20 protein-coding genes are annotated in these 21,516 nt (G+C 72.4%); 7 read left to right on the top strand and 13 right to left on the bottom strand.

Going from position 1 to position 21,516, the window contains the following annotated elements:
- Positions 1-21: 21 nt before the first annotated feature.
- Genes ACWD0Y_RS08115 through ACWD0Y_RS08135 form a run of 5 tightly spaced genes read left to right on the top strand, consistent with a single transcriptional unit; the run spans position 22 to position 5,748 of the window.
- Positions 22-2,904, top strand: a complete 2,883-nt coding sequence (locus ACWD0Y_RS08115) for a nitrate- and nitrite sensing domain-containing protein (RefSeq protein ID WP_450259555.1) — start codon at positions 22-24, stop codon at positions 2,902-2,904.
- A complete protein-coding gene (locus ACWD0Y_RS08120; protein ID WP_450259556.1) occupies positions 2,901-3,386 on the top strand; it encodes a roadblock/LC7 domain-containing protein in 486 nt (161 codons plus the stop codon). Before ACWD0Y_RS08115 ends, ACWD0Y_RS08120 begins: the two co-directional genes overlap by 4 nt.
- Positions 3,383-3,796, top strand: a complete 414-nt coding sequence (locus ACWD0Y_RS08125) for a DUF742 domain-containing protein (RefSeq protein ID WP_093799073.1) — start codon at positions 3,383-3,385, stop codon at positions 3,794-3,796. Before ACWD0Y_RS08120 ends, ACWD0Y_RS08125 begins: the two co-directional genes overlap by 4 nt.
- Positions 3,777-4,472, top strand: a complete 696-nt coding sequence (locus ACWD0Y_RS08130) for a GTP-binding protein (protein WP_450259557.1) — start codon at positions 3,777-3,779, stop codon at positions 4,470-4,472. Before ACWD0Y_RS08125 ends, ACWD0Y_RS08130 begins: the two co-directional genes overlap by 20 nt.
- Positions 4,473-4,512: 40 nt before the next feature.
- Entirely contained in the window at positions 4,513-5,748 is a 1,236-nt protein-coding gene (locus ACWD0Y_RS08135; RefSeq protein ID WP_450259558.1) for a styrene monooxygenase/indole monooxygenase family protein, read from the top strand.
- Positions 5,749-5,942: 194 nt separating this feature from the next.
- On the opposite strand, the gene ACWD0Y_RS08140 is transcribed toward ACWD0Y_RS08135, so the two are convergent.
- The 8 genes from ACWD0Y_RS08140 to ACWD0Y_RS08175 form a co-directional block, all read right to left on the bottom strand.
- On the bottom strand, positions 5,943-7,001 hold the full coding sequence (locus ACWD0Y_RS08140; protein ID WP_450259559.1) for a VWA domain-containing protein: 1,059 nt from the start codon (positions 6,999-7,001) through the stop codon (positions 5,943-5,945).
- A 155-nt stretch (positions 7,002-7,156) separates the two neighbouring features.
- Positions 7,157-7,819, bottom strand: a complete 663-nt coding sequence (locus tag ACWD0Y_RS08145) for a histone deacetylase (RefSeq protein ID WP_450259560.1) — start codon at positions 7,817-7,819, stop codon at positions 7,157-7,159.
- Between the two features lie 155 nt (positions 7,820-7,974).
- On the bottom strand, positions 7,975-9,168 hold the full coding sequence (locus tag ACWD0Y_RS08150) for an NlpC/P60 family protein (RefSeq protein WP_450259561.1): 1,194 nt from the start codon (positions 9,166-9,168) through the stop codon (positions 7,975-7,977).
- A 272-nt stretch (positions 9,169-9,440) separates the two neighbouring features.
- Positions 9,441-10,217, bottom strand: a complete 777-nt coding sequence (locus ACWD0Y_RS08155) for a hypothetical protein (RefSeq protein ID WP_450259562.1) — start codon at positions 10,215-10,217, stop codon at positions 9,441-9,443.
- A 211-nt stretch (positions 10,218-10,428) separates the two neighbouring features.
- A complete protein-coding gene (locus ACWD0Y_RS08160; RefSeq protein ID WP_450259563.1) occupies positions 10,429-12,960 on the bottom strand; it encodes an outer membrane protein assembly factor BamB family protein in 2,532 nt (843 codons plus the stop codon).
- A 75-nt stretch (positions 12,961-13,035) separates the two neighbouring features.
- The gene (locus ACWD0Y_RS08165; protein ID WP_450259564.1) at positions 13,036-13,311 is read right to left on the bottom strand and encodes a hypothetical protein; all 276 of its coding nucleotides are present in this window, start codon (positions 13,309-13,311) and stop codon (positions 13,036-13,038) included.
- A gap of 37 nt (positions 13,312-13,348) precedes the next feature.
- Positions 13,349-14,077 (bottom strand): TetR/AcrR family transcriptional regulator, encoded by a 729-nt coding sequence (locus ACWD0Y_RS08170; RefSeq protein WP_450259565.1) that lies wholly within the window; start codon positions 14,075-14,077, stop codon positions 13,349-13,351.
- A 29-nt stretch (positions 14,078-14,106) separates the two neighbouring features.
- Positions 14,107-15,036 carry an AurF N-oxygenase family protein gene (locus tag ACWD0Y_RS08175; RefSeq protein ID WP_450259566.1) on the bottom strand — a complete coding sequence of 310 codons (930 nt, stop codon included), beginning with the start codon at positions 15,034-15,036 and terminating at the stop codon, positions 14,107-14,109.
- A 207-nt stretch (positions 15,037-15,243) separates the two neighbouring features.
- Between ACWD0Y_RS08175 and ACWD0Y_RS08180 the strand changes: the two genes are divergently transcribed.
- Positions 15,244-16,128 (top strand): ADP-ribosylglycohydrolase family protein, encoded by an 885-nt coding sequence (locus ACWD0Y_RS08180; protein WP_450259567.1) that lies wholly within the window; start codon positions 15,244-15,246, stop codon positions 16,126-16,128.
- 50 nt (positions 16,129-16,178) lie between these two features.
- Positions 16,179-17,033, top strand: a complete 855-nt coding sequence (locus ACWD0Y_RS08185; protein WP_450259568.1) for a hypothetical protein — start codon at positions 16,179-16,181, stop codon at positions 17,031-17,033.
- Here the strand turns inward: ACWD0Y_RS08185 and ACWD0Y_RS08190 are convergent, their stop codons facing one another.
- From ACWD0Y_RS08190 to ACWD0Y_RS08210, 5 genes are all read right to left on the bottom strand, one after another.
- Positions 17,034-17,534, bottom strand: coding sequence for a DUF3291 domain-containing protein (locus tag ACWD0Y_RS08190; protein ID WP_450259569.1), 501 nt, complete (start codon positions 17,532-17,534; stop codon positions 17,034-17,036).
- 67 nt (positions 17,535-17,601) lie between these two features.
- Positions 17,602-19,059 (bottom strand): penicillin-binding transpeptidase domain-containing protein, encoded by a 1,458-nt coding sequence (locus ACWD0Y_RS08195; RefSeq protein ID WP_450259570.1) that lies wholly within the window; start codon positions 19,057-19,059, stop codon positions 17,602-17,604.
- Entirely contained in the window at positions 19,056-20,435 is a 1,380-nt protein-coding gene (locus tag ACWD0Y_RS08200; protein ID WP_450259571.1) for an FtsW/RodA/SpoVE family cell cycle protein, read from the bottom strand. The genes ACWD0Y_RS08195 and ACWD0Y_RS08200 overlap by 4 nt, the downstream gene beginning before the upstream one ends.
- Before the next feature lie 128 nt (positions 20,436-20,563).
- Positions 20,564-20,971: an SH3 domain-containing protein gene (locus ACWD0Y_RS08205; protein WP_450259602.1), complete on the bottom strand. Its 408-nt coding sequence runs from the start codon at positions 20,969-20,971 to the stop codon at positions 20,564-20,566.
- 142 nt (positions 20,972-21,113) lie between these two features.
- Positions 21,114-21,431: a zinc-ribbon domain-containing protein gene (locus ACWD0Y_RS08210; protein ID WP_450259572.1), complete on the bottom strand. Its 318-nt coding sequence runs from the start codon at positions 21,429-21,431 to the stop codon at positions 21,114-21,116.
- Between the last annotated feature and the right edge of the window lie 85 nt (positions 21,432-21,516).

Raw genomic sequence — 21,516 nt, forward strand, 5'->3', positions numbered from 1 at the left:
CAAGCAAGAATGCGAGCACCGGTGCAGAAAAAGCGGCCTCGGGGCGATAGCGGTAATGGCGAGCGGACCGAACGCACCGTACGGGTACGCAGTCGGCTGGTCGCCGGCGTGGCCGTCGTCGGCGTCACCGTCCTCGCAGCCGGTACGCCCGCCATCCTCAGCGCCTCCTCCGAACTCTCCGATTCCCAGCGTCTGGTCACCCTCGCCGAACTGAACCGGCAGGCCGTCACCCTCGCCCACTCCCTCGCCGACGAACGCGACGACGTCACCGCGTACATCGCGGCCGGACGCGGCGGCGGGGACGGCGCCGGGGACAGCGCCGGAGGCGGTGCCCAGGACGGCACCGCACGCGACGGCAAGGCCGAGGGACTGTCGGAGAAGCACAGTGCCCGCGTCGACCGGCAGATGGACGAGATCGAACTCGTCGCCCCCGCCGGCCTGCGCCGTGACCTGGCCAGGATCCCCGGCATCCGCAGGGAGGCCCTGACCGGCGAGGGCACCGCGCTGGAGGCCCACAAGGCATACACCGAGGCGATCGAGAAGCTCCAGGACCTCGCCGGCGAGCTCGCCGACAGGACGCCTCCGCGCGCCGCCGAGGCCACCCGGGCGCCCGCCGCGCTCAGCCGGGCCGTCGAACAGGCCGCCGCCACCCGCGGGCTCCTGCTCGCCGCGCTGTCCGTGCCGCGCGAGAACACCGGCAGCCGCGTCGACCCCGTCACCGGACTCCTCGTCCCCGCCGAGGAGGACCCGGACTCCCCGGGCGCCCGCGCCCGCGACGCGCTGAGCGCCGCGGCCCAGCAGTCACGGGTACGCGAACTCGCCGCGCTCGCCGACTTCGACCAGGCCGCCGGGTCCACCGCCCGCGAGTCGCTCAAGGCCACCGTCACCGGCCCCGAGGTCAAGACCGCCGAGGAGTACCTCACCCGTCTCACCGACCAGCCCCGGCTCTCCGAAGCCGAACTCGGCACCGACCGCGCGAAGGCCGAGGCCGCCCTGTCGGCCCGTATCGACCTGATGCGCGGCGTCGAGTCCTCCCTCGGTTCCGCGCAGGTCACCCGGCTCTCCCGGCTGCGCGACGACGACGTCACCGCGCTGGAGCTCCGGATCGCCCTGGCCGGTGCCTGCCTGCTGTTCGCCGTCGGCGCCAGCACGGCCGTCGCCCGTACGCTCACCCGCCCGCTGGCCGTACTGCGGCTCGGCGCGGCGAGGCTGGCCGCCGGGCCGCAGGCCGCGGGCGCCGAGGCCGCACAGGGCGGGACCGCGGACGGCGGGGCCGCGGGCACGACCGCCGTGGAGCCGATCCGCTTCACCGGCCGCAACGACGAGTTCGCCCAGGTCGTACGGTCCCTCAACACGCTGCACGCCAGGCTCGCCGAGGCCGGCGCCCGTGTGGAGAAGCTCACCGGTGACCGTACGCACCTGATCGGCCAGCGCGAGACCCTCGCCACCCAGCGCGCCGAACTCCAGGAGCAGGTGGCCGAGGCCGCCACGCAGCTGGAGCGGATGCGCCACACCGTCCACTCCACGTTCGTCAACCTCTCGCTGCGCACGCTCGGCGTCGTGGAGCGCCAGCTCGGCATCATCGAGAGCCTGGAGGAGCGCGAGCAGGACCCGGAACGCCTCGCCACCCTCTTCAAGCTCGACCACATGGCGACCGTCATGCGCCGCCACGGCGAGAACCTGCTGGTCCTGGCCGGCACCGAGCACGGGCAGGGACAGCAGGGCCCGGTGCCGCTCGTCGACGTACTGCGCGCCGCCGTCAGCGAGATCGAGCGGTACGAGCGGGTGGACATCCGGTCGATCCCGCCGCACGCCCAGGTCGCGGGCTTCGCCGCCAACGACCTCAGCCACCTCCTCGCGGAGCTCCTGGAGAACTCCACCTCCTTCTCCCCGCCGGACGCCAAGGTCGAGCTCTCCGGCTGGCTCCTGGAGAGCGGCGAGGTGATGCTCTCCGTCCAGGACGAGGGCATCGGCATGACGCAGGACCGCCTCACCGAGCTGAACGCGCGGCTCGCCGAACCCTGTGCGTACGAGCCGGGCGACGGCACCGACGGCGGCATCGGCCTGCACGTGGCCGCGCTGCTGGCCGCGCGGCACGGCGTACGCGTGACGCTGCGCGAGCAGAAGCAGGGCGGCATCGCTGCGGTCGTCGTACTGCCGGCCGCGCTGCTGCCCGAGGCGCCGCCGGTGAGCGCGCCGCCCGCCGTGCCGGTGGCGGGGGACGCGCCCACGCTGAACCTCCCGGGGTCGGTCGCGGAGGCCAACTCCAACGCGCTGCAGGGGCGTTCGGTTCTCGGCGAGCCGCCGCGGGAGGGTCTGGAGGACCCGCTGGTGGCGGCGGCCGAGCGGTCGATCCGCGAGGACGCGCAGAAGTCGGCGCAGGACGCAGAGCCCACCGGCCCTGCCGAGCCCGCGACGCCGGCTCCCGGGCCCTACGCCATCGCACCCGACACGCACGAGCGCGTCGCCGACGGGGACGCGGACACCGGGGCACCGGCCGACGAGCCGACCCGGACGGTGCGGCTGCCCAGGCAGCCCGCCGCACCCGAGACGGAGTCGGTCACCGACGAGCCGGCCACCGAAGAGCCGGCCACCGAAGAGCCGGTCACGGACACCCCGGTCACGGACAACCCGGCCGCCGAAGAGCCGGTCGCTGACAGCCCGGCCACCGACGAGCCGGTCACGGACAAGGGACTGCCCAAGCGCACCCCCAAGATCGTCAAGTCCGGCCCCGCCCAGCCCAAGGAGCGCTCCACCGGCGTCGACGCGGACGCCCTGCGGCGTCGGCTCGGCGGTTTCCAGCAGGGCGCGATCAAGGGCCGTCGCGACGTCGAGGCAGAGATCTCAGGCAACGGGGAACGTCCAGAGACCAAGGGGGACACAGTTGAGGAGGAACGCAGTTGACTGCGTCCAGCACATTCGGGCTGAGTAGCGAAGCCCGCAATCTCCATTGGCTGTTGAGCAATCTCGTCGAGGAGGTGCCAGGGCTTCTCTCGGTCGCCGTCGTGTCGTCCGACGGGCTGCTCCTCCTCTCCTCCGACCCGGAGCGGAACACCGGACCGGCCTCCCCGGCCGCCGGCCAGGACGGCCCGAAGGGATCGAGCGCGGACCTCGCGACCATCGTCTCGGGCATCGCCAGCCTCACCCAGGGCGCCGCGAAGCTGATGGACGGCGGCGGCGTCAAGCAGACGATGATCGCGATGGAGGAGGGCAGCGTCTTCGTCATGTCGATCAGCGACGGCTCGCTGCTGGGCGTGCACGGCTCACCCGACTGCGACATGAGCGTCGTCGCGTACCACATGGCGCTCTTCGTCGGCCGTGCCGGACACGTCCTCACCCCCGAACTCCGCAGCGAGCTGCGCAAATCGATGGAGAGTGCTCTGTGACGCCGACGCCGACGTCCGCCGCCAAACTCCCCGTACGGGGCGAGGGCCGCAGGCCCGCCCGCGTACGCCCGTACTCGCTCACCGGCGGCCGCACCCGCTTCACGCACGTCCTGCTCGTCGAGACCTTCGTGGCGGCGATCGAAGCCCCCGAGGAGCGGCGCGAGCTGACCAACGGCGGCCTCCAGACACGTGTCATGCCGGAGATGCGGGCCATCGTCGAGCTCTGCCGCCGCATGCGTACGGTCGCGGAGATCTCCGCACTGCTGAAGATGCCGCTGGGCGTGGTCCGTGTGCTGCTCAGCGACTTGGCCGACCAAGGAAAGATCCGTGTGTACGGGACCGGGCACGCCCCCGGCCAGCCCAACCGCGCGCTGCTCGAAAGGGTGCTGAGTGGACTCCGCCGTCTCTGAGACCTTCCAGGCCCGCACCACCGGGCCCATACCGTCGGTCCCGGACCGGGCACAGCCGCCCCTGCCCGCCCCGGTCCTGCCGCCGGAGGCGGACGAAGGCGCCCAGGACTGGCAGACCGACCGTACCCGGGCCCCGATCGCCACCAAGATCGTGGTCGCGGGAGGTTTCGGCGTGGGCAAGACGACCTTCGTCGGCTCGGTCTCCGAGATCACCCCCCTCAAGACCGAGGCGGTGATGACCACCGCGAGCGAGGAGACCGACGACCTCACCGCGACGCCCGACAAGACCACGACCACCGTCGCGATGGACTTCGGCCGCATCACCCTCGACGACGACCTCGTGCTGTACGTCTTCGGGACGCCCGGCCAGCAGCGGTTCTGGTTCATGTGGGACGACCTGGTGCGCGGTGCGATCGGCGCGGTCGTCATGGCCGACACGCGCCGGCTGTCCGACTGCTTCCCCGCGCTCGACTACTTCGAGAGCTGCGGACTGCCGTACATCGTCGCCGTCAACCACTTCGAGGGAACGACGGCGTACGAGGTCGAAGACGTCAGGGAAGCCCTGACCGTACCGGCGCACGTACCGGTCGTGATCATGGATGCGCGCAAGCGGTTCTCGGTGGTCGAGTCGCTGCTCGCCCTCGTCGGTCATGCGCTCACGACCACGCCCGAATAGCGCCGCACCACCGAACAGCCAAGCAACGGAGAACCCCGCCATGCGGAAGATACTCATAGTCGGAGCCGGTCAGTCCGGGCTCCAGCTCGCCCTCGGACTCCAGAGCCGCGGGTACGAGGTCACCCTGATGTCCAACCGCACGGCGGACGAGATCCGGTCGGGCCGGGTCATGTCGACGCAGTGCATGTTCCACACCGCCCTCCAGCACGAGCGCGACCTCCAGATCAACTTCTGGGAGTCGCAGGCCCCGAAGATCGAGGGCCTCGGCGTCTCCGTCGCCGCGCCCGACTCCTCGCGCGCCGTGGACTGGGTCGGCAAGCTCGACGGTTACGCCCAGTCCGTCGACCAGCGCGTGAAGATGGCCGGCTGGATGGAGACGTTCGCGCAGCGCGGCGGGCAGCTCGTCATCCACGGCGCGGCCGTTTCCGACCTGGACTACTTCTCCCGTACGTACGACCTGGTCATGGTCTCGGCGGGCAAGGGCGAACTGGTCTCGATGTTCGGCCGCGACGCGTCCCGCTCCCCGTACGACGCCCCGCAGCGCGCCCTGGCCGTGGCGTACGTCCACGGGCTCGGCCCGCGCCCCGAGCACCCGGAGTTCGACGCCGTCCGCTGCAACCTGGTCCCGGGTGTCGGCGAGCTCTTCGTCATGCCGACGCTGACCCTCTCCGGCCGCGCGGACATCCTCTTCTGGGAAGGCGTTCCCGGCGGTCCCGTCGACGCGTTCAAGGGCGTGAAGGACCCCTCCGAGCACCTGTCCCTCACCCTGGAACTGATGGAGAAGTTCCTGCCGTGGGAGTACGCCCGCGCGACGAAGGTCGAGCTGACCGACGCGAACGGCACACTGGCGGGCCGCTACGCCCCGACGGTACGCAACCCCGTCGGCCGGCTGCCTTCCGGCGGCCTGGTCCTGGGCGTCGCCGACGTCGTCGTCGCGAACGACCCGGTCACGGGCCAGGGCTCCAACTCCGCGTCGAAGTGCGCGGCCTCGTACCTCTCCTCCATCACGTCCCACGGCGACCAGCCGTTCGACGAGGCGTGGATGCGCTCCACGTTCGACCGGTACTGGGACACGGCGCAGCACGTCACCAAGTGGACGAACGCGATGCTCGGCGTCCCGCCGGAGCACGTCCTGAACCTGATCGGCGCGGCGAGCGGCCTCCAGCCGGTGGCCGACCGCTTCGCGAACGGCTTCAACGACCCGGCGGACTTCGAGAACTTCTTCTACGACCCGGAGAAGACGAACGCCTACCTGGCGTCGGTCACCGGAGCCTGACGGGCCTCTGAGCACCGAAGACCCCCAGCCTCGACCGGCCGGGGGTCTTCCCGCTCGTGGGGGCGGACGGTTTCGAACCGCCGGCATCCGCTGTGCGGGCCCGGCCGCGGGCCGCTCGGCGCCACCGGCGTGACGACCGCCGGCCCTTCACGAACCGGTCCTGGACCGCCTGCTCCGCGCCCTTCTCGTGGATCTCAGAGCATGATGAGCAGACGCGTGTTCGGCTTGAGCTTCCTGTTCACCGAACGGCTCTGCACGTATACCTCCAGCTTGGGATTACGCCCCGCCTTCACGGAGACGGTCCCCTGGATGCCCGTGCCGAACAGAAGACTGCGTGCCGCGTCGCCCGTGTACGCGCGGTCGGTGTCCTTCTCGACCACGATGACTTCCTTGTCGGGCTGGACCTGGACCCGGGTGCCCAGCTGGTAGTAGCAGGAGCCGCGTTCGTACGTCACGCCCGGATGCGAATCGACGAAGGACCGGATCTCGACCTCCGTGTCGACCTTCAGGAGCCGGTACTTGTCGGCCGGGACCGGTTCGAGGTTCGCCCGCACGTCGTCGACCGATATGTCCTGGCCGACAGCGAACAGGTTCTTCGTGCCGCGCACCCCCTGCTCGCGGCCACGGAGGAAGCTGGTGGCGGCGGCACGCACGGTACCGATCGCCTCCTCGACGCCCTCCTGGGAATCCGCGTCCCAGATGGCGATGTTTCCGGCCGGGAAGCCGTAGTTCTGGGCGGTTCGCTTCGCCAGGGAGTTCGGAACGAGGATCGCGGAAGTCCAGTGGCCCGGAAGCGCGCCCATCTTCGCCGCGATCCTGTCGAGCCAGGGGCCGAGGATGGTCATGTCGCCGTCGTGCCGCCGGTCGCCGCCGGAGGCGTTCTCCTCGCCGTCCGTCACCACGATCTGGAGGAAACTGTGCTCGCCGTACTCCTCCCAGATGTGGCCCAGGTCGTCCAGGGACTTCAGAGAGGCTTCGATGAGGGCCGTGGCGCCGTTGTTGACCTTGTACAGACCTCGCATGGACGGCAGGTGCTTCACGTCCATGTCCCAGACCAGGTTCTCCACCTTGTGGTCGAAGGAGTAGAGGCTGATCCGGGTCTCATGGCCGAGGCTGTCGGACTCGGCCTTCAGACCCGCCACGAACTCGTCCACGACACGGATGAGTTGACTCTGGTGCTGACGCATGGAACCCGAACAGTCCACTACCAGCGCGACGTGATTCACCTTGTGCTGGATCTTGTTGGCGGACACGTTTCTGCTCCTTCTCCGAGGCTCCCCGAGTGATGTCCTCACACTAGGAGGAGGCACTGACAACGGAGCTTGACGGGCGATCACCCCCCCGGGCCCGTGCACGGAACGGCGGGTGACGGGCGCCGTGCGGGACACCTGCTCGAATCCGGTCCGGTCTACTGGCCGATGAGCTCTTCGAGCTCTCTCGCGGTCCAGTGGCCCGCCGCACCGGGGCAGGCCGCCAGGTAGCCCGCGATCGTGGGCGCGTCCCACGCGCCCGCTTCGAGAAGCCCCGTGAACAGATGCCGCAGGTAGGCGGCGGAGGGCCTGTTCCACTCCGTGTCGTGGAGACGCCAGGGGGCGGTGAAGGTGAGAACGGGCAGGCCGTCCAGCGCGCCCGGGCAGACGAGCGTTTCGTAGCGCCCGGCCCCGAGTGTCGCCCTGCCCCCGGCCAGAGCCTCGCTCAGGTCGAGGTCGGCGCCTGGTTCCCGGTACATCTCCTGGGCCGCGATGTCGGAGAACTGCTCAGCCGTGACCAGGTGGGCCCGCGCAAGAACACGTCCGCTCGCCTCCGGGTCGTAGAAGGCCCGCGCTCCGGCCCACACCGGGGACTCCGTGGCGAAGTAGAGGGCGCCCTCCAGCTCCACCGGGACGGACGCTGCCGGTGCGCGCCTGTCCCGGCAGCCCGGATAGGTCCTGGCGGCTCCCGGAGGACGACCGCCCGCGATGTAGAAGGCCAGGCGGTCCAGGTGTGTGTTGGAGCCGTAGGACGCGTACCAGACCTGATGCGGTGCGGCGCCTTCGCACCGCGCTTCGCCGAGGACGCGGGTGCCGGTCATGGTCTTCCGGTACCCCGTGGGCGGTGCGTGAACGGCCGAGAGCGGTCGGCACGCCGTAGCGGACGAGGTGCCGGTCTTCCCGTCCCGGTCCGTCCGGGCGCCAGGGGCCCGCCCCGGCTTCGGGGCCGGACGGGCGGGGGGACGGCCCCGCGGGGTCATGCCCCCGGCGCCGCCTCCGACGCGTACCCCCAGTCGGAGCCCGCCGTCGCGCCGCGCGGGAGCTTCGGCGGGGTGTAGGACGGCAGCGGCTTCAGGCGCGGGTCCGGGCGGACGGCGCCCAGCAGGGGGTTGGCCGCGATCGGGGAGACCTTGACGCGGGAGCCGGGGCGCGGGGCATGGACGACCATGCCGTTGCCGAGGTAGATCGCCACATGCGTGGCCTCGGGGAAGTAGATCACCAGGTCGCCCGGCCGCAGTTTCCGCAACGGCACCTTCGGCAGCTGCCGCCACTGCTCCTGGCTCGTCCGGGGGATGTCCCGCCCCGCGTGCGCCCACGCCTGCGACGTGAGCCCCGAGCAGTCGAAGGAACCCGGTCCCTCCGCGCCCCACACGTACGGCTTCCCGATCTGCCGGACGGCGTACTCCACCGCCTTGCCGCCCAGCCGCGAAGGTGTCCGCCGCGCGGCCTCGCCCGGGCTGCCGAGCGCGCCCGAGGCCAGCAGGCCGCGCTGCGCCTTGCCGGTGTTGCGCTCCTCCAGCCGCGCCAGACCGGCCAGCTGTTCCTCGGTCAGCGAGGCCAGCAGCTCCTCCACGTCCCGCAGCCGCTCCCGTACCGCGTCGCGCTGCTTCTTCTGCTTTCTGGCGAGCGTCTGCTGCTTGTCGAGCGCGTACCGCTCCCTGGTCGCGAGTGCGTCCGCCCGCCTCTCGCCGCTCTCCAGCCGCGCGATCGTCGCCGCCCGGTCGTCGGCCGCCCGCTGGAGTACGTGGCCCTGCGCCAGCGCGCGCTCCGGGTCCCGGGCCAGCAGCAGCCGCAGGTACGGGGAGAGGCCGGTCCGCCCCTGGTACTGCTCGCGGGCCAGCCGGCCCGCCGCGCTCCGGCTCTCGGCGAGCGCGATCCGGGCCCTGGACAGGCCCGCGGACATTTTCCTGACCTCGCCCAGCTGTTCCTTGACGGACTCCTCCGTCGCCTTGTACGTCTCGCCGGCCTCCTCGGCCCGCCGGTACAGCTTCTGAAGCTCCGTCAGCAGTTCCGCGACGGTCGGCGCCTGCCGGGGCGGGGCGGGAGCGGGGGCGGGTGGAGGGGCGGGAGTGCCCGGTGCCGCCGCGGTGGGCGGCGCGGGGAGTGCCGTGAGCACTGCGGCGGCGGCCAGTGCGACCGTGCAGACGGACTGGGTGAGTCTGCTTGACACGTCATCACCTCCGGTTCGCGGCCGGGCGGTCCGGCCTCAAGGTGATGATGTGCACCGGTGGCGGGGGTGCGAGCGGGCGGCTGGGCGGGTTGGGCCAACGCCGTCACCCGCCGAGAGGTAATCCGCGGTACCACCGGCGTGGCTGCACAGCGCGACCCCGCCCCGGCACAGGTGCCGGGACGGGGTGCGGGGTGTACGGGGTGCACGGGGTGGTGCGAGGCGTACTGAGGTGGTGCGGGGTTACGGGTGGTGCGGGGTCAGCTGTGCGGCGTTCAGCCCAGCTTGGCCAGCTGCGCCTCGATCTCGGCCTTCGGCTGCTCCGTCTTGCCGGAGAAGCTCTGGGCGTAGAAGGTCACGAGCGTGCTGCCCTTGCGCACCGTCACCAGCTGGGACGTGCTGGGCTCGCCCTCCAGGTCCATCGTCAGGGTGAAGGCGACCGCCTCGTCACCACCGGCGTAGGTGCCGGGGGCGACCTTGGTGTACTTCGTCTTGTCCGAGCCGGTGACCACGGTGAAGCCGCCCGCGCAGGCCTTGCCCGCGGCGCGCAGCTCGGCGAGGGCGTCCTGGGCGCCCTCGCCCTCGTACGAGCCCAGGGTGTCCGACATGAGCGTCGTGCTGCCCAGACCGGTCAGGCCGGCCTTCAGCTTCTCCTCGGGAGAGGCGTCCTCGGCCGGCTTCTCGGGCACAGTGGTGATCTTGCGCGCCGAGGTCGCGGCGGGCGTGCCCGCGGACCGCAGCGCGACGGCGTCGACGAGCGGCTTGCAGTCGGCCTTGTCGGCGGTGGCGCCCTTCGCCGCGGCGAGGTCCACCTTGGAGGGCTCGGCGACCTTGTGGCTCTTCAGGTCGGCCTCGGCCAGGACGAGCTTGTCCAGCTCCGCCTGCGACAGGGCCTTCGCCGCGGGCTCGGCGGCGGCTGCGCTCTCCTTGGCCTTGTCCTTGCCCTCGGGGGCGGCGTCGACGGTTTTGTCGGCACCGCAGGCGCCGACGAGCAGGGCCAGCGAGAGCGCGGAGGCGGCGACGGCGGTACGGCGGACGGTGGTGCGGCGCATGAAACGGTTCCCTCTGGATCGGTGAACAACGGTCCCCCCGCGCGAAGTCCACTCAGCCGGTGACACGCGGAATCTGTTGTGATCACCGAATCTACGGCCCCTGCCCGCACGATGATCAACGAATTCCGGCCGTCGGCGGGATTGTGACGCCCGCGCAATCGCAGAGGCACCCGATCGATACGCGTTCCGCTACAACCTTCGCCGCCGTATCTCAGTCGAGAGGGAGCGCGTAGAAGTTGCGGCCGCGCCACAGCACGGCCCTGCTGCCGAACGCCTCCGCCCGGTAGGAGGCGCTGGCCTCCTCCGCGCCCGGCGCCGTGACGCCGGAGTCCTGGAACTTCCACAGCCGCCGCCCGTCGCGCGCGCCGATCGCGGTGGCCTGCGTCTCGTTGAGCGCGAAGACGGTGCGGCCGCTGCTGCTGAGGGCGATCCGGGGGGTGGCCCGGCCGGGGTACTCCGTGGCGCGCTTCCACCGCTGGACGCCGGTCGCCCTGTCGACGGCGTACACCTCGTTGGAGTCGCCGGGGACGTACAGCGTCTTGTCGCGCACGACGCCGCTGCCGAAGCCGTAGGGGGCGTCGTCGGAGGAGCCCGAGGCGGCCTCGAGCTTCCAGAGCTTCTTGCCGCTGCGGGTGTCGTACGCCTGCAAGTCGCCTTCCACCGCCGCGTAGAGCCGGCCGGACGGGTCGTCGGTGATGCCCGCGCTCGGCCGTACCCCGACGAAGAACTTGCGCCACAGCGTCCTGCCGGTCCTGCGGTCGACGAGGACGAAGGCCGCCCTGCCCCTGGCCTTCTTCTGCTGGGCTGCGGTCATGGAGGAGGTCCTCTGGCGCAGGAGCAGGCTGTCGGGGCGGATGCCGGCCGTCTCGTAGCGGGGGACGGTGCCGGGGCGGCCGTTCGGCACCTCGGTGCGCCACAGCTCCTTGCGGGCGGCCATGTCGTACGCGAAGAGGTAGGAGCGCGTGCGCGTCACCTTGTCCTTCTTCCCGCCCAGGGTGTCGACCCTCGCCGCGAACCAGACCACGGGGCCGTCCGCGGCCACTTTGGCGCCGAGCACGGCCCGGGTGTCCTTCTGGCCCTTCGTCAGGAGGGGCCCGTACGGCACCCGGTGCCTGACCTGCCCGTCCTTCGCGGACAGCCACAGGAAGTCGGCCGGGGTGACGACGAAGCAGTGGGTGCCGTCGGCGGCTTCGGGGGCGTAGTCCGTACCGGCGGCCTTCTGTTCCCAGAGCGGGCGGCCGGTACGCAGGTCCAGCCCGGTCGTCAGTTCCCCGCCCGGGATCAGGAGGACCTGGTCGCGCCAGAGGCGGGCCGGCGGGCCCTCGGCCGCGACCGGGTGCCGGTAGTGCCAGAGCGGATCGGGAGCGAGTCCGGGCAGCGGCTCGGGGCGGCCGACGGGCTTGGAGCCACCGGGCGTGCGCGCGGGCGCGTCGTCCTCGCCGCCGGAGAGGGCCAGCACCGCACCTCCGCCCACCACCAGCCCGGCGGCGCCCGCCGCGATCCCGGTGAACAGACCCCGCCTGCTGAGACCGCCGAGACCGCGCGGGGCGGCGGTCCGGGCGGGTGGCCGCGGCGCGGAGGCGGTGGCGTGCGGGAGGGCGAGCGCGGTCCCGGGGTGGGGGAGGAGGGGAGCGGGGCCGGGCTGCGGCGCGCCTCCGGCCCCGGTCACGGCCGGTGCCGCGGTGCGCCGCAGCGCCGGCAGATGCAGGGTGGGCCCGCCGCCGACGTCCGCGGCGCCGGCGGGCGCGCCCCCGGCCTCCCCCGTGGGCCCGGTCTCCCCCGCGGCCCCCGGGGCGGAGCCCAGGCGGTGGGAAGGGGCGGGCAGGGGGACCAGGTCCTGCGCCCCCGTCCCCGCACCCGGCTCCAGCGCCCTCGCCGCCTGGTCCGTCAGGGCCGAGACCAGCCGGTCCGGGAGCCAGCCGTGGCGGGCCAGGGCCGCCGCGCCCTCCAGGGCCAGTTCCGCCGCCAGGACGCCCGGGGCCGGGCGGTCCGCCGGGGACTTGGCCAGGCAGCGGGCGATCAGCGCGCGCAACTCCTGCGGTACGGCGGCCAGTTCCGGCTCGGCGTGCGCGATGCGCTCGGCGGCCGCGCCCTCGGGGCCCGCCGCCAGCGGGGTCGCGCCGGTCGCGGCGTACGCCAGGAGCAGGCCGAGGACGAAGATGTCGGACGCGGGGCCGGGCTCCTGGCCGGCCAGCTGCTCCGGGGTGAGGTAGCCGAGGCGTACGGACAACTGGCCGCCGGGGCCCGCTTCGGCGGCCACCGAAGCCCCCAGCGCGCCGAAAGCCGTCAGGCGCGGCCCGTCGGAGGCCAGCAGCACGGTGTCGGCGGCGAGACCGTGGAGTACGGCGCCGGTGGCGTGCACCCGGGACAGGGTCTCGGCGAGCGCGGCGCCCAGGGTGCGTACGGTCCGCTCCGGCAGCGGCCCGGCGAGCCCGACCGCCTCGCCCAGCGTCAGCGCGGGTACGTAAGGGGTCGCCGTCCACAGCCCGGAGCCGTCGGCGCCCGAGCCGGCCGGGGCCTGCACCCAGCCGCCGGCCAGCCGCCGGGCGGTCTGCGCCTCCGCCTGGAAGCGGCGGCGGAAGGCGGGCAGTCCGGCCAGAGCGGGGCGGGCGGCCGAGACCACGGCCGTCGTACCGTCGGCGGAGCGCGCCAGGTACTGCACGGCGCTCGCGGTCTCCCGCAGGCGCGACAGCAGGGCGTACGGCCCGATGCGGCGTGGATCGTCCTGACGCAGCGCTTCCAAGGCGCACCCCCTGTGGTCACCGTGCCGGGGCCGCTCTCTCGGTCACAGCGGACACACCCTGCACAGCCGTCGATCTTATGGCGTGCTGTCCGGCTTCGACCAGGGCCACCTCGGGCGGTGGCGCTCGCGTCCCTCCGGCGCGTACGCGTACTTCCAGCCGCGCTGGAGCCCCAGCCGCTTGCTGTATCCGGCGGGGAGGCGCAGGTAGGCGTGCACGGTCGGCGGTCCGCCGCCGTCGTCCGGCACCGGCACCTCGTACCACTTCGGCGGGTGTCCGGTCGGCCCGACGAGCACCGGCAGCACCCGCCCGTCCAGGGGGCCGCCCACGAAGGGCGTGTTCTCGCTTCTCACCCGGCCAGTCTCGCAGGGGCGAAGACCGCGGGAGGTCTCACAGGAGGTGGGCCGCTTCGGCGATCACCGGGATCACCCGCCGCGCCAGCACCCCCGCCGGGCCGTCCGCCGTCTCCGTCGCCAGCGCCGCCCTCGTCACGGCCGCCGTCTGCGGGTCCGTCGCCGCGGTCACGGCCAGCAGCGCGACGAAGTGGTCGACCAGCCAGTCCCGCAACGCGCCGGCCGGCGGCTGCTTGTCCTCGTCCAGCCAGATCAGGGAGGCCGCCTCGACGGCCGTGATCCAGGTGCGGACCATCATCCGCAGCCGGGGCCCGGCCGTCTCCGCGACGCCCAGGTGCGCCAGGATCTGCTCGGCCGCGGCCCGCCGCACCCCGTCGACGATCGCGGTCGTACGGGAGGTCTCGGCGACGCTGCCGCCCTGGAGCAGCGCGCTGAACCCGGCGTCGTGCTGGTCGACGAAGGCCAGATAGCGGTCCAGGGCGGCGGCGAGCCGCCGGGTGAGCGGCCCGGCCTGCGGCTCGGCGAAGCACAGCTTCAGCTCGTCGGCGGCGGAGCCGAGCGCGGCCTCGTACAACTGCTGCTTGCCACCCGGGAAGTAGCGGTACACGAGCGGCCTGGACACCCCGGCCGCCTCCGCCACGTCGTCCAGCGAGATCTCCTCGGGCGCCCGGTGCGCGAAGAGCGACAGGGCGGCGCCCAGGAGCTGGCTGCGCCGCTCCTCGACGCTGAGCCTGCGGTACGCGGGGGTGGCTGCTGCCGGGGTCATGCCCGCAGCGTAGCCCCGTATGCGCCCGGTTACGCGAGGAGTCCCGAGCTCTTCCAGAGCCGGCGGCCGACGCCCTGGAGCACGCCGATGTCGTCGAGGAAGTCGGTGAGCCGCTTCGCGCCGTTCTGCATGACCTCCGTGCGGTGGCCGCTCGCCTTGACCTGGGCGACGGCCTCGCGGCGGTCGAGGCCGACGTTCTCGTACACCCGCGGGTTGACGAAGCACGTCGAGAAGACACGGGCCGCCTCGCCGCAGCTGACCCGGGTGAGCTCGCGCTCCCACGCGGGCGCGGTCACCATCTGGCGGCGCAGCTCCTCGCGGGCGTACCGGACGTGGCGCGCCTCCTCGACCACGTGGATGCGGGTCACCCCGCGCACGAGGGTCTGGATGCGCTCGTCCGGGAACGTCAGCCGCTGCATCCAGTCGAGGATCTCCTCGCCGAGCAGCGTGGCCGCGAACGAACCCGGCGTCGTCGAGACGGTCTTCAGGACGCGTGCGAGGTTGTGGTAGAGCCGCGGCACCGGGTACGCGGGCGCGCCGCCCTTCTGGATCATCTTGGCGAACATCATCGAGTGCCGGCACTCGTCGGCGATCTCGGTGAGCGCGTAGCGCACGTGGTTGCTGGTCACGGACTTGTCGTAGATGTGCCTGACCAGCAGCTGCATGAGGATGATCTCGAACCAGATGCCGAGGGAGGCCAGCGACGCGGCCTCGTGCCTGGCCAGGTCCATGCGCTGCTCCTCGGACATCTTCCGCCAGAGCGGAGTGTCGTAGAGCGATACGAGCTCGGGCGGCCAGAACCACTTGCCCTCTTCGGCGGGGGCGTCCCAGTCGAGTTCCGTCTCGGGGTCGAAGGAGTGCTTGGCGGACGACTCCAGCAGGCGCTCGGCGACCTGCTCACGGTCCTTGAGGAGGCCGAGTGCGTCCCTGAGTGCGTCGCGTTCGGTCACTGCGGTCATGGCGGGGGGCACCTCACGGGTGGGTTACTGGCGGTCACAGCCGTGCTCGCCTCTTATGAGACTGCTTGTCAGCAAGCCCGTCAATCCCTCGCGCGGAACTTGTTGGCCGCCACTCCGGCCGGGCGCCCGCCGACGGGTGATTGCGCCAACTGCCCTTTGCGCAAAAGGGATGTACGGCCGGGCAGCCGGCCCGGCACGATGGCGGCCATGACCGCGACCGCGAACACGCAGGCCGCCCGCCGCAGCCTCGAAGCGCTCGCCCTCGGCGACGCTTTCGGGGAGCGCTGGTTCCCCCTCTTCCGCGAACGGCGGCAGGCGCTCGCGGAGATCCGGGCCCGGCGCGTCCCCGAAGAGCCCCTCTGGCACTGGACCGACGACACCGCGATGGCGAGAGCGGTCGTGCGGGTGCTCGACGAGCACGGGGAGATCCGGCAGACGCCGCTGGCGAGGACCTTCGCCCACACCTTCATGGCCGACCAGGCGCGCGGCTACGGCAGCGGCATGCACGAACTGCTCCCGCAGCTCGTGGAGGACCCCTCCGCCTGGCCCGTGCTCGCCCGCACGCTCTTCGGCGGCGAGGGCAGTCTCGGCAACGGCGCGGCGATGAGGGTCGCGCCCCTGGGCGCCTGGTTCTCGTACGACGTCGAAGTCGCCGCGGCGCAGGCCGAGTTGTCGGCCGAGGTGACCCACGCCCATCCGCAGGGCGTCGCGGGTGCGGTGGCCGTCGCCGTCGCGGCCGCGCTCTCGGCGCGGGGCGAGCTGTCGGTCGCGGAGGTGGCGGAACGTACGCCTGCCGGGCCTGTCCGCGACGGGCTGCTGCGCGCGGCGGGCCTGTCCTTCGCCACCGCGCCCTGGAAGGCCGCCGACCTGCTGGGCAACGGGCAGCGCATCCGCGCCGACGACACGGTGCCGTTCGCGCTCTGGACGGCGGCGCGCCACCCGGACGACCTGGAGGCGGCGCTGTGGTCCACGGCGGAGGGCTTCGGTGACGTCGACACGACGTGCGCGATCACCGGGGGGATCGTCGGCGCCCGTACGGGAATCGACGCGATGCCCGAGGAGTGGACGGAGCGGCGGGAGGCGCTGGGGTGACGAAGGGGCCGGGGCGATTTGTGTGCGCATGCGTGAAGTAGCGTGCGGTCATGACCATGCCACCGCCGCCCCAGCAGCCCCCCGGCCCGTACGGGTCCCCGCAGCCGCCGCATCCGTACGGCGGGCAGCCTCCGCAGCCGCCGTACCCGGGTCAGCCCTACCCGCAGCAGCAGCCGTACCCGGGTCAGCCGGGTCAGCCGTACCAGCCGGGTCAGGGCGGCTGGGGTCAGCCGCCCATGGGGCCGCCCCCGCCGCGCAAGAACCGCACCGGCATGGTGATCGGCATCGTCGCGGCCTCGCTGGTCGCGCTCGGCGCCCTCGGGTTCACGGTGAAGCAGCTGTCCGAGGCCGGGGCCGTGGCCTCCGGGGCCGGTTTCCCCGAGGCCGAGTACGAGCTCACCGTGCCGAAGACCCTGCTCGACGGCGAGTACAAGCTGGCCCAGGACATGTCGCGGACCGAGGGCGAGAAGGCCCTGGAAGGGGCGTACGACGCGAAGGTCCGCAATCCGAGGCCCGCCGTCGGCCAGTACACCTCCGGGTCCCCGACCGAGCCGAGTGCGCTGGTGATCTCGGGCATGTACGGCCAGTTCAAGGAGCCCGACGAGGCACGCAGGAAGATGCTGGAAGGCGCGGAGGACGGCCAGGGCGCGACGCTTGCCGTGCCCGCCGAGGAGATCGAGCCGGCGGGTTCCCCCGTCACGCTGAGCTGCCAGGTCCTGACCTCGTCGCAGAACGGCACCGATGTCACCCTGCCGATGTGCGCCTGGGCCGACGGGAACACGGCCGCCTCGGTGGCCGTCGTCACCCCCGAGATCTCCCGGCAGGACCCCGGGTCCGTGGACCTCGGCAAGATCGCCGAGATCACCGTCGAGGTCAGGGAAGAGGCCAGGCGCAGGACCGGCTGATCACGCGGACGCGCCGCCGGGGGGCGGGAACGGCGTACGCAGCGTGAAGGACTCCGGCGTCGGGCCGTGCTCGCGCAGGCGCAGGAGTGCCTTCTCGGCGTCCGCCACCGTCGGGCGGCTCCCCGCCTCCACCCACCACAGCGCCGTCATCGCTTCCTTCACGCGCGCGAACCACTCGTGGCGCCGGCCGAGCAGCTCCCGGTGCCGTCCCTGGTACATGAAGGCGGTCAGGGCGTCGGCGTCGCGCCACACCGACATGTTCACGATCAGCCACTCGTCCCCGAACACCGGCACGTCCGTCGCGTTGCCCGTCTCGCTCTGCAGCCGCCACACGAAGCCGTCGGCGCCGTCGGCCACCGCGTTCACGGGGTCCAGGGCGTCCACGAAGTCCTTCAGCTCCGGGGAGTCCAGCGGGAACCTGAGGCGGGCGATGTTCACCTGGGCGAGTTCGTACGCGGCGGGAACGGCGGGAGCGGCGGGAACGGCGGAGTCGGTGGTCATGGCCGCACGATAAGCGCGTACGGCGACACCCCCAGGGCCGTTTCACCCAGCGAGACATGATGGCAGGTCAGCCGTCCATCGCCGCCCGCATCACCGCCCGCGCGATCGGCGCCGCGCTTCCCCCGCCGCTGATGTCGGCGCGGTCCGCCGACGCGTCCTCCACGACCACCGCCACCGCGACCGCGGGCCGGCTCTCGCCCTCCTCCTGCGCCCAGGAGATGAACCAGGCGTACGGCATGCCCGTGTTGTCGACGCCGTGCTGCGCCGTGCCCGTCTTGCCGCCCACCGTCACCCCCGGGATGGCGGCGTTCGTGCCGGTCCCCTTCTCCACGACGTCGACCATCATGTGCCGGAGCCGCAGGGCGGTGGCCGGGTTCACCGCCTGGTGCAGGGACTTCTGGCGGGTCCGCGAGACGACGTCGCCGTCCGCCCGGGTCGTACTGTCCACCAGGTAGGGGTACATGAGGTCACCGTCGTTGGCGACGGCCGCGGCGACCATCGCCATCTGGAGCGGCGTCGCCGTCGTGTCGTACTGGCCGATGGAGGAGAGCGCGAGCTGGTCGTCGCTCATGCTGGTGTCGAAGTTGCTCCGGGACACCCCGGACGGGATCCTCAGCCCGTCGTCGTTGAAGCCGAACCTGTTCACGGTGTCCAGCATCCCGGCCAGCCCCACCCGCACGCCCAGATCCGCCATCACCGTGTTGCAGGAGACCCGGATCGCGTACTCCAGCGACGCGTTGCGGCAGCCGCGCGCCTCGTTGGGGAGCCTGGTGGTGGTGTTGGGCAGGAAGTACGGCTCGGGCGTCCTCGTCGGCGCGTCGATGTCCTCCACCACGCCCGATTCGAGCGCCGCGGCCGCTGTCACGATCTTGAAGGCGGACCCCGGCGGATACGTCTGCCGGATGGCCCGGTTGAGCATCGGCTGGCTCGCCGCGCCGGTCAGCCGCGCCCACGCGTCCGTGACCGCCTTCCCGGTCCCGGAGAGCCGCTCGGGATCGTACGACGGGCTGCTGACCAGCCCCAGGATCTTCCCCGTCGTGGGCTCGATCGCCGCGACGGCGCCCTTCCTGCCGGCGAGCCCGTCGTACGCCGCCCGCTGGACCGCGCCCTTGATGGTGGTGACGGCGTCGCCGCCGGGCTGCCGCGAGCGCGTGACCTCGTTCCACAGGGGGACCGGGGCGAGCATCGGATCGGTGCCGGAGAGGACGTCGTCCGCGGCGTTCTCGATGAGGGTCGTGCCGTACGTCTGGGAGGCGTAGCCGGTGACGGGCGCGTACAACGGCCCGTGCAGATACGTTCTTTCGTACCGCAGCTGCTCGCCGCTGTCCCGGGATCCGGTGACCGGCCCCCCGTCCACGACGATGTCGCCGCGCGGCTGGCTGTAACGGACGATGGTCTGGCGCCGGTTGGCGGGATTGTCGCTCAGCGACTCGGCCTGGAAGACCTGGACGCGGGCGGCGTTCAGCAGCAGCGCGACGAGCAGCAGCAGGCACAGCCCGGCCGCGCGGCGGATGTAGCGGATCACTGGTCGTCCTCCACGACGGGGGCGATGATGCCGGTCTCGGCGTGCTCGGGCTGCGGACGGCGGGCCGAGTCGCTGACCCGGATCAGCAGCGCCACGATGATCCAGTTGGTGACGACGGACGAACCGCCCTGCGCCAGGAACGGCATCGCCATGCCCGTCAGCGGGATCAGCCCCATCACACCGCCCGCGATGACGAACACCTGGAGGGCGAGGATCGAGGCGAGGCCGATCGAGAGCAGCCGCCCGAACGGGTCGCGCAGCGCGAGGCCCGCCCGGTAGCCGCGGGCGACGAGCAGGGAGTACAGCAGGAAGATCGCGGTGAGCCCGGACAGGCCGAGCTCCTCGCCCGCCGTCGCCAGGATGAAGTCGGACTTGGCGGCGAAGCCGATGAGGATGGAGTCGCCGGCGCCGAGCCCCGTGCCGAGCATGCCGCCGGCCGCGAAGGCGAACAGCGACTGGGCGAGCTGGCTCGCTCCCCGGCCCGCCTCGATGGACGCGAAGGGGTGCAGCCAGTCCTGGACGCGGCTGTGGACGTGCGGTTCGAGCGAGCCGACGACGAAGGCGCCGACCGCCGCGAGGAGCAGGCCGACGGCGATCCAGCCGGTGCGGCCGGTCGCGACGTACAGCATGATCACGAAGAGTCCGAAGAAGAGCAGCGAGGTGCCGAGGTCGCGCTCCAGGACGAGTACGCCGACGCTGAGCAGCCAGATCGCGACGATCGGGCCCAGCACGCGGCCGGTGGGGAGCTGGAGTTTCCAGATCCTGCGGCCGGTGTAGGCGAGGGCGTTGCGGTTCCCGGCGAGGTAGGCGGCGAAGAAGACGGCGAGCAGGATCTTCGCGAACTCGCCGGGCTGGAAGGAGAAGCCGCCGACGCGGATCCAGATCTTCGCGCCGTTGATGGCCGGGAAGAAGATCGGCACGATCATCAGGACGAGGGCGGCGGCGACCGAGAGATAGGCGTACCGCTGGAGGACGCGGTGGTCGCGCAGCAGGACGACCACGCCGATGAAGAGCGCGACACCGAGGGTGGACCAGATGAGCTGGGTGGGGGCCGCCTGGTCCCTGGGGGTCTCCAGGTCGAGGCGGTAGATGAAGACCAGGCCGAGGCCGTTGAGGAGGACCGCGATGGGCAGGACCAGCGGGTCGGCGTACGGGGCGCGGAAGCGGACGGCGAGGTGGGCGAGGAGCGCGAGGGCGCCGAGGCCGGCGCCGTAACCGGCGGCGCCGGGCGGCACGGCGCCGTCCTGGGTGAGGCCGACGGCGATGTAGCCGTACACGGCGATGAGGACGGCGCAGACGAGGAGCGAGAGTTCGACGCCGCGCCGCTTGGGGAGGCGTACGTCGGGCGGGGGAGCGTCCACCGTCGTTGCGGTCATGTCGGGCAACGTAGCAAGCGAGCAGGCCGTATGTCCGTATATGTCAAGGGGTTCCGGCCGGTGAGTGCGGCCGGCCGCTCACGCCCGGGGTCGTCGGCACGCGCGCGGAGGCTTCGGCGCGGGGAGCGTCAGCACGTGCGCGGGGCGGGTCCGATGTCCGCGATGTAGCGTGCCGAGCCCCAGGCCCAGGTGCCGTCGGTGAGCAGGTACCAGTGGCTGTCGCCGTGCACGTTCTCGCCGTGGGTCTTGCAGAAGACGTGGACGACCGCGCCGTAGGGCCTGCTGCCGATGACCCTGCTGCCGCGGGTGGGTTTGTCGCGCAGCAGCAGCCCCGACTTGGCGGTGACGCGCCCCTTGTACGTGTGGGAACTCCCGGCCGGGGGCTCCGGATGCTGGACGGGGTCCGCGGCGGCGAGCGCCGGCCCCGCGGTGAGGAGTGCGACGACGGCGCCGGCGGCGGCGTACAGGCCGAGCCTGGAGAGCGGGGACCTGGAGAGCGGAGGTCCGGAGAGCGGGGACCGGGGGAGCAGGGGCATGGGCATGCTGGCTCCTGGAGGGGAGGGGCCTTCGCCGCGGCGAAGGCCGGCGGGGGATCCGGTCCGTGACGAACCGGTCCTCGACTCGCCCGGTTCACGCTAATTTCGCCACCCGCTGATCGCAATCCGTCACTCTGCGTGCTCAGCGCTGGTAGGGATTCTGCCCGGGGTGCTGCTGGGGCGCCTGCCCGTAACCGCCGCCGTGCCCCTGCCCGCCCTGGCCGCCGCCGCCCTGCGCCTGGAGCTGCTCCGCCTGCTCCTGGGAGACCTGCTGCTCGGCGCCGCAGAAAGTGCACTGTGTCGTGTACTTCGTGGAGAACGGGAACAGCGGTACGAAGAACAGCGTGAACTTGCTGACGCGCTTCTTGAGCGTGTGCGCCGCCGGATTGCCGCAGCGCCCGCACACCAGCGTGAGCATCGCCAGTTGGTAGAGGTAGCTCTTGCTGCCGAAGATGATCATTCGATGGTCCCCTCGTGTGTCCGTCCGTGCCGGCCGGTGCCTGTCTGCGCCGGCTGCCCGTCGGTCTGCTCTGCTGTCGAGTCTG

This window comes from Streptomyces altiplanensis (genome assembly GCF_053591575.1).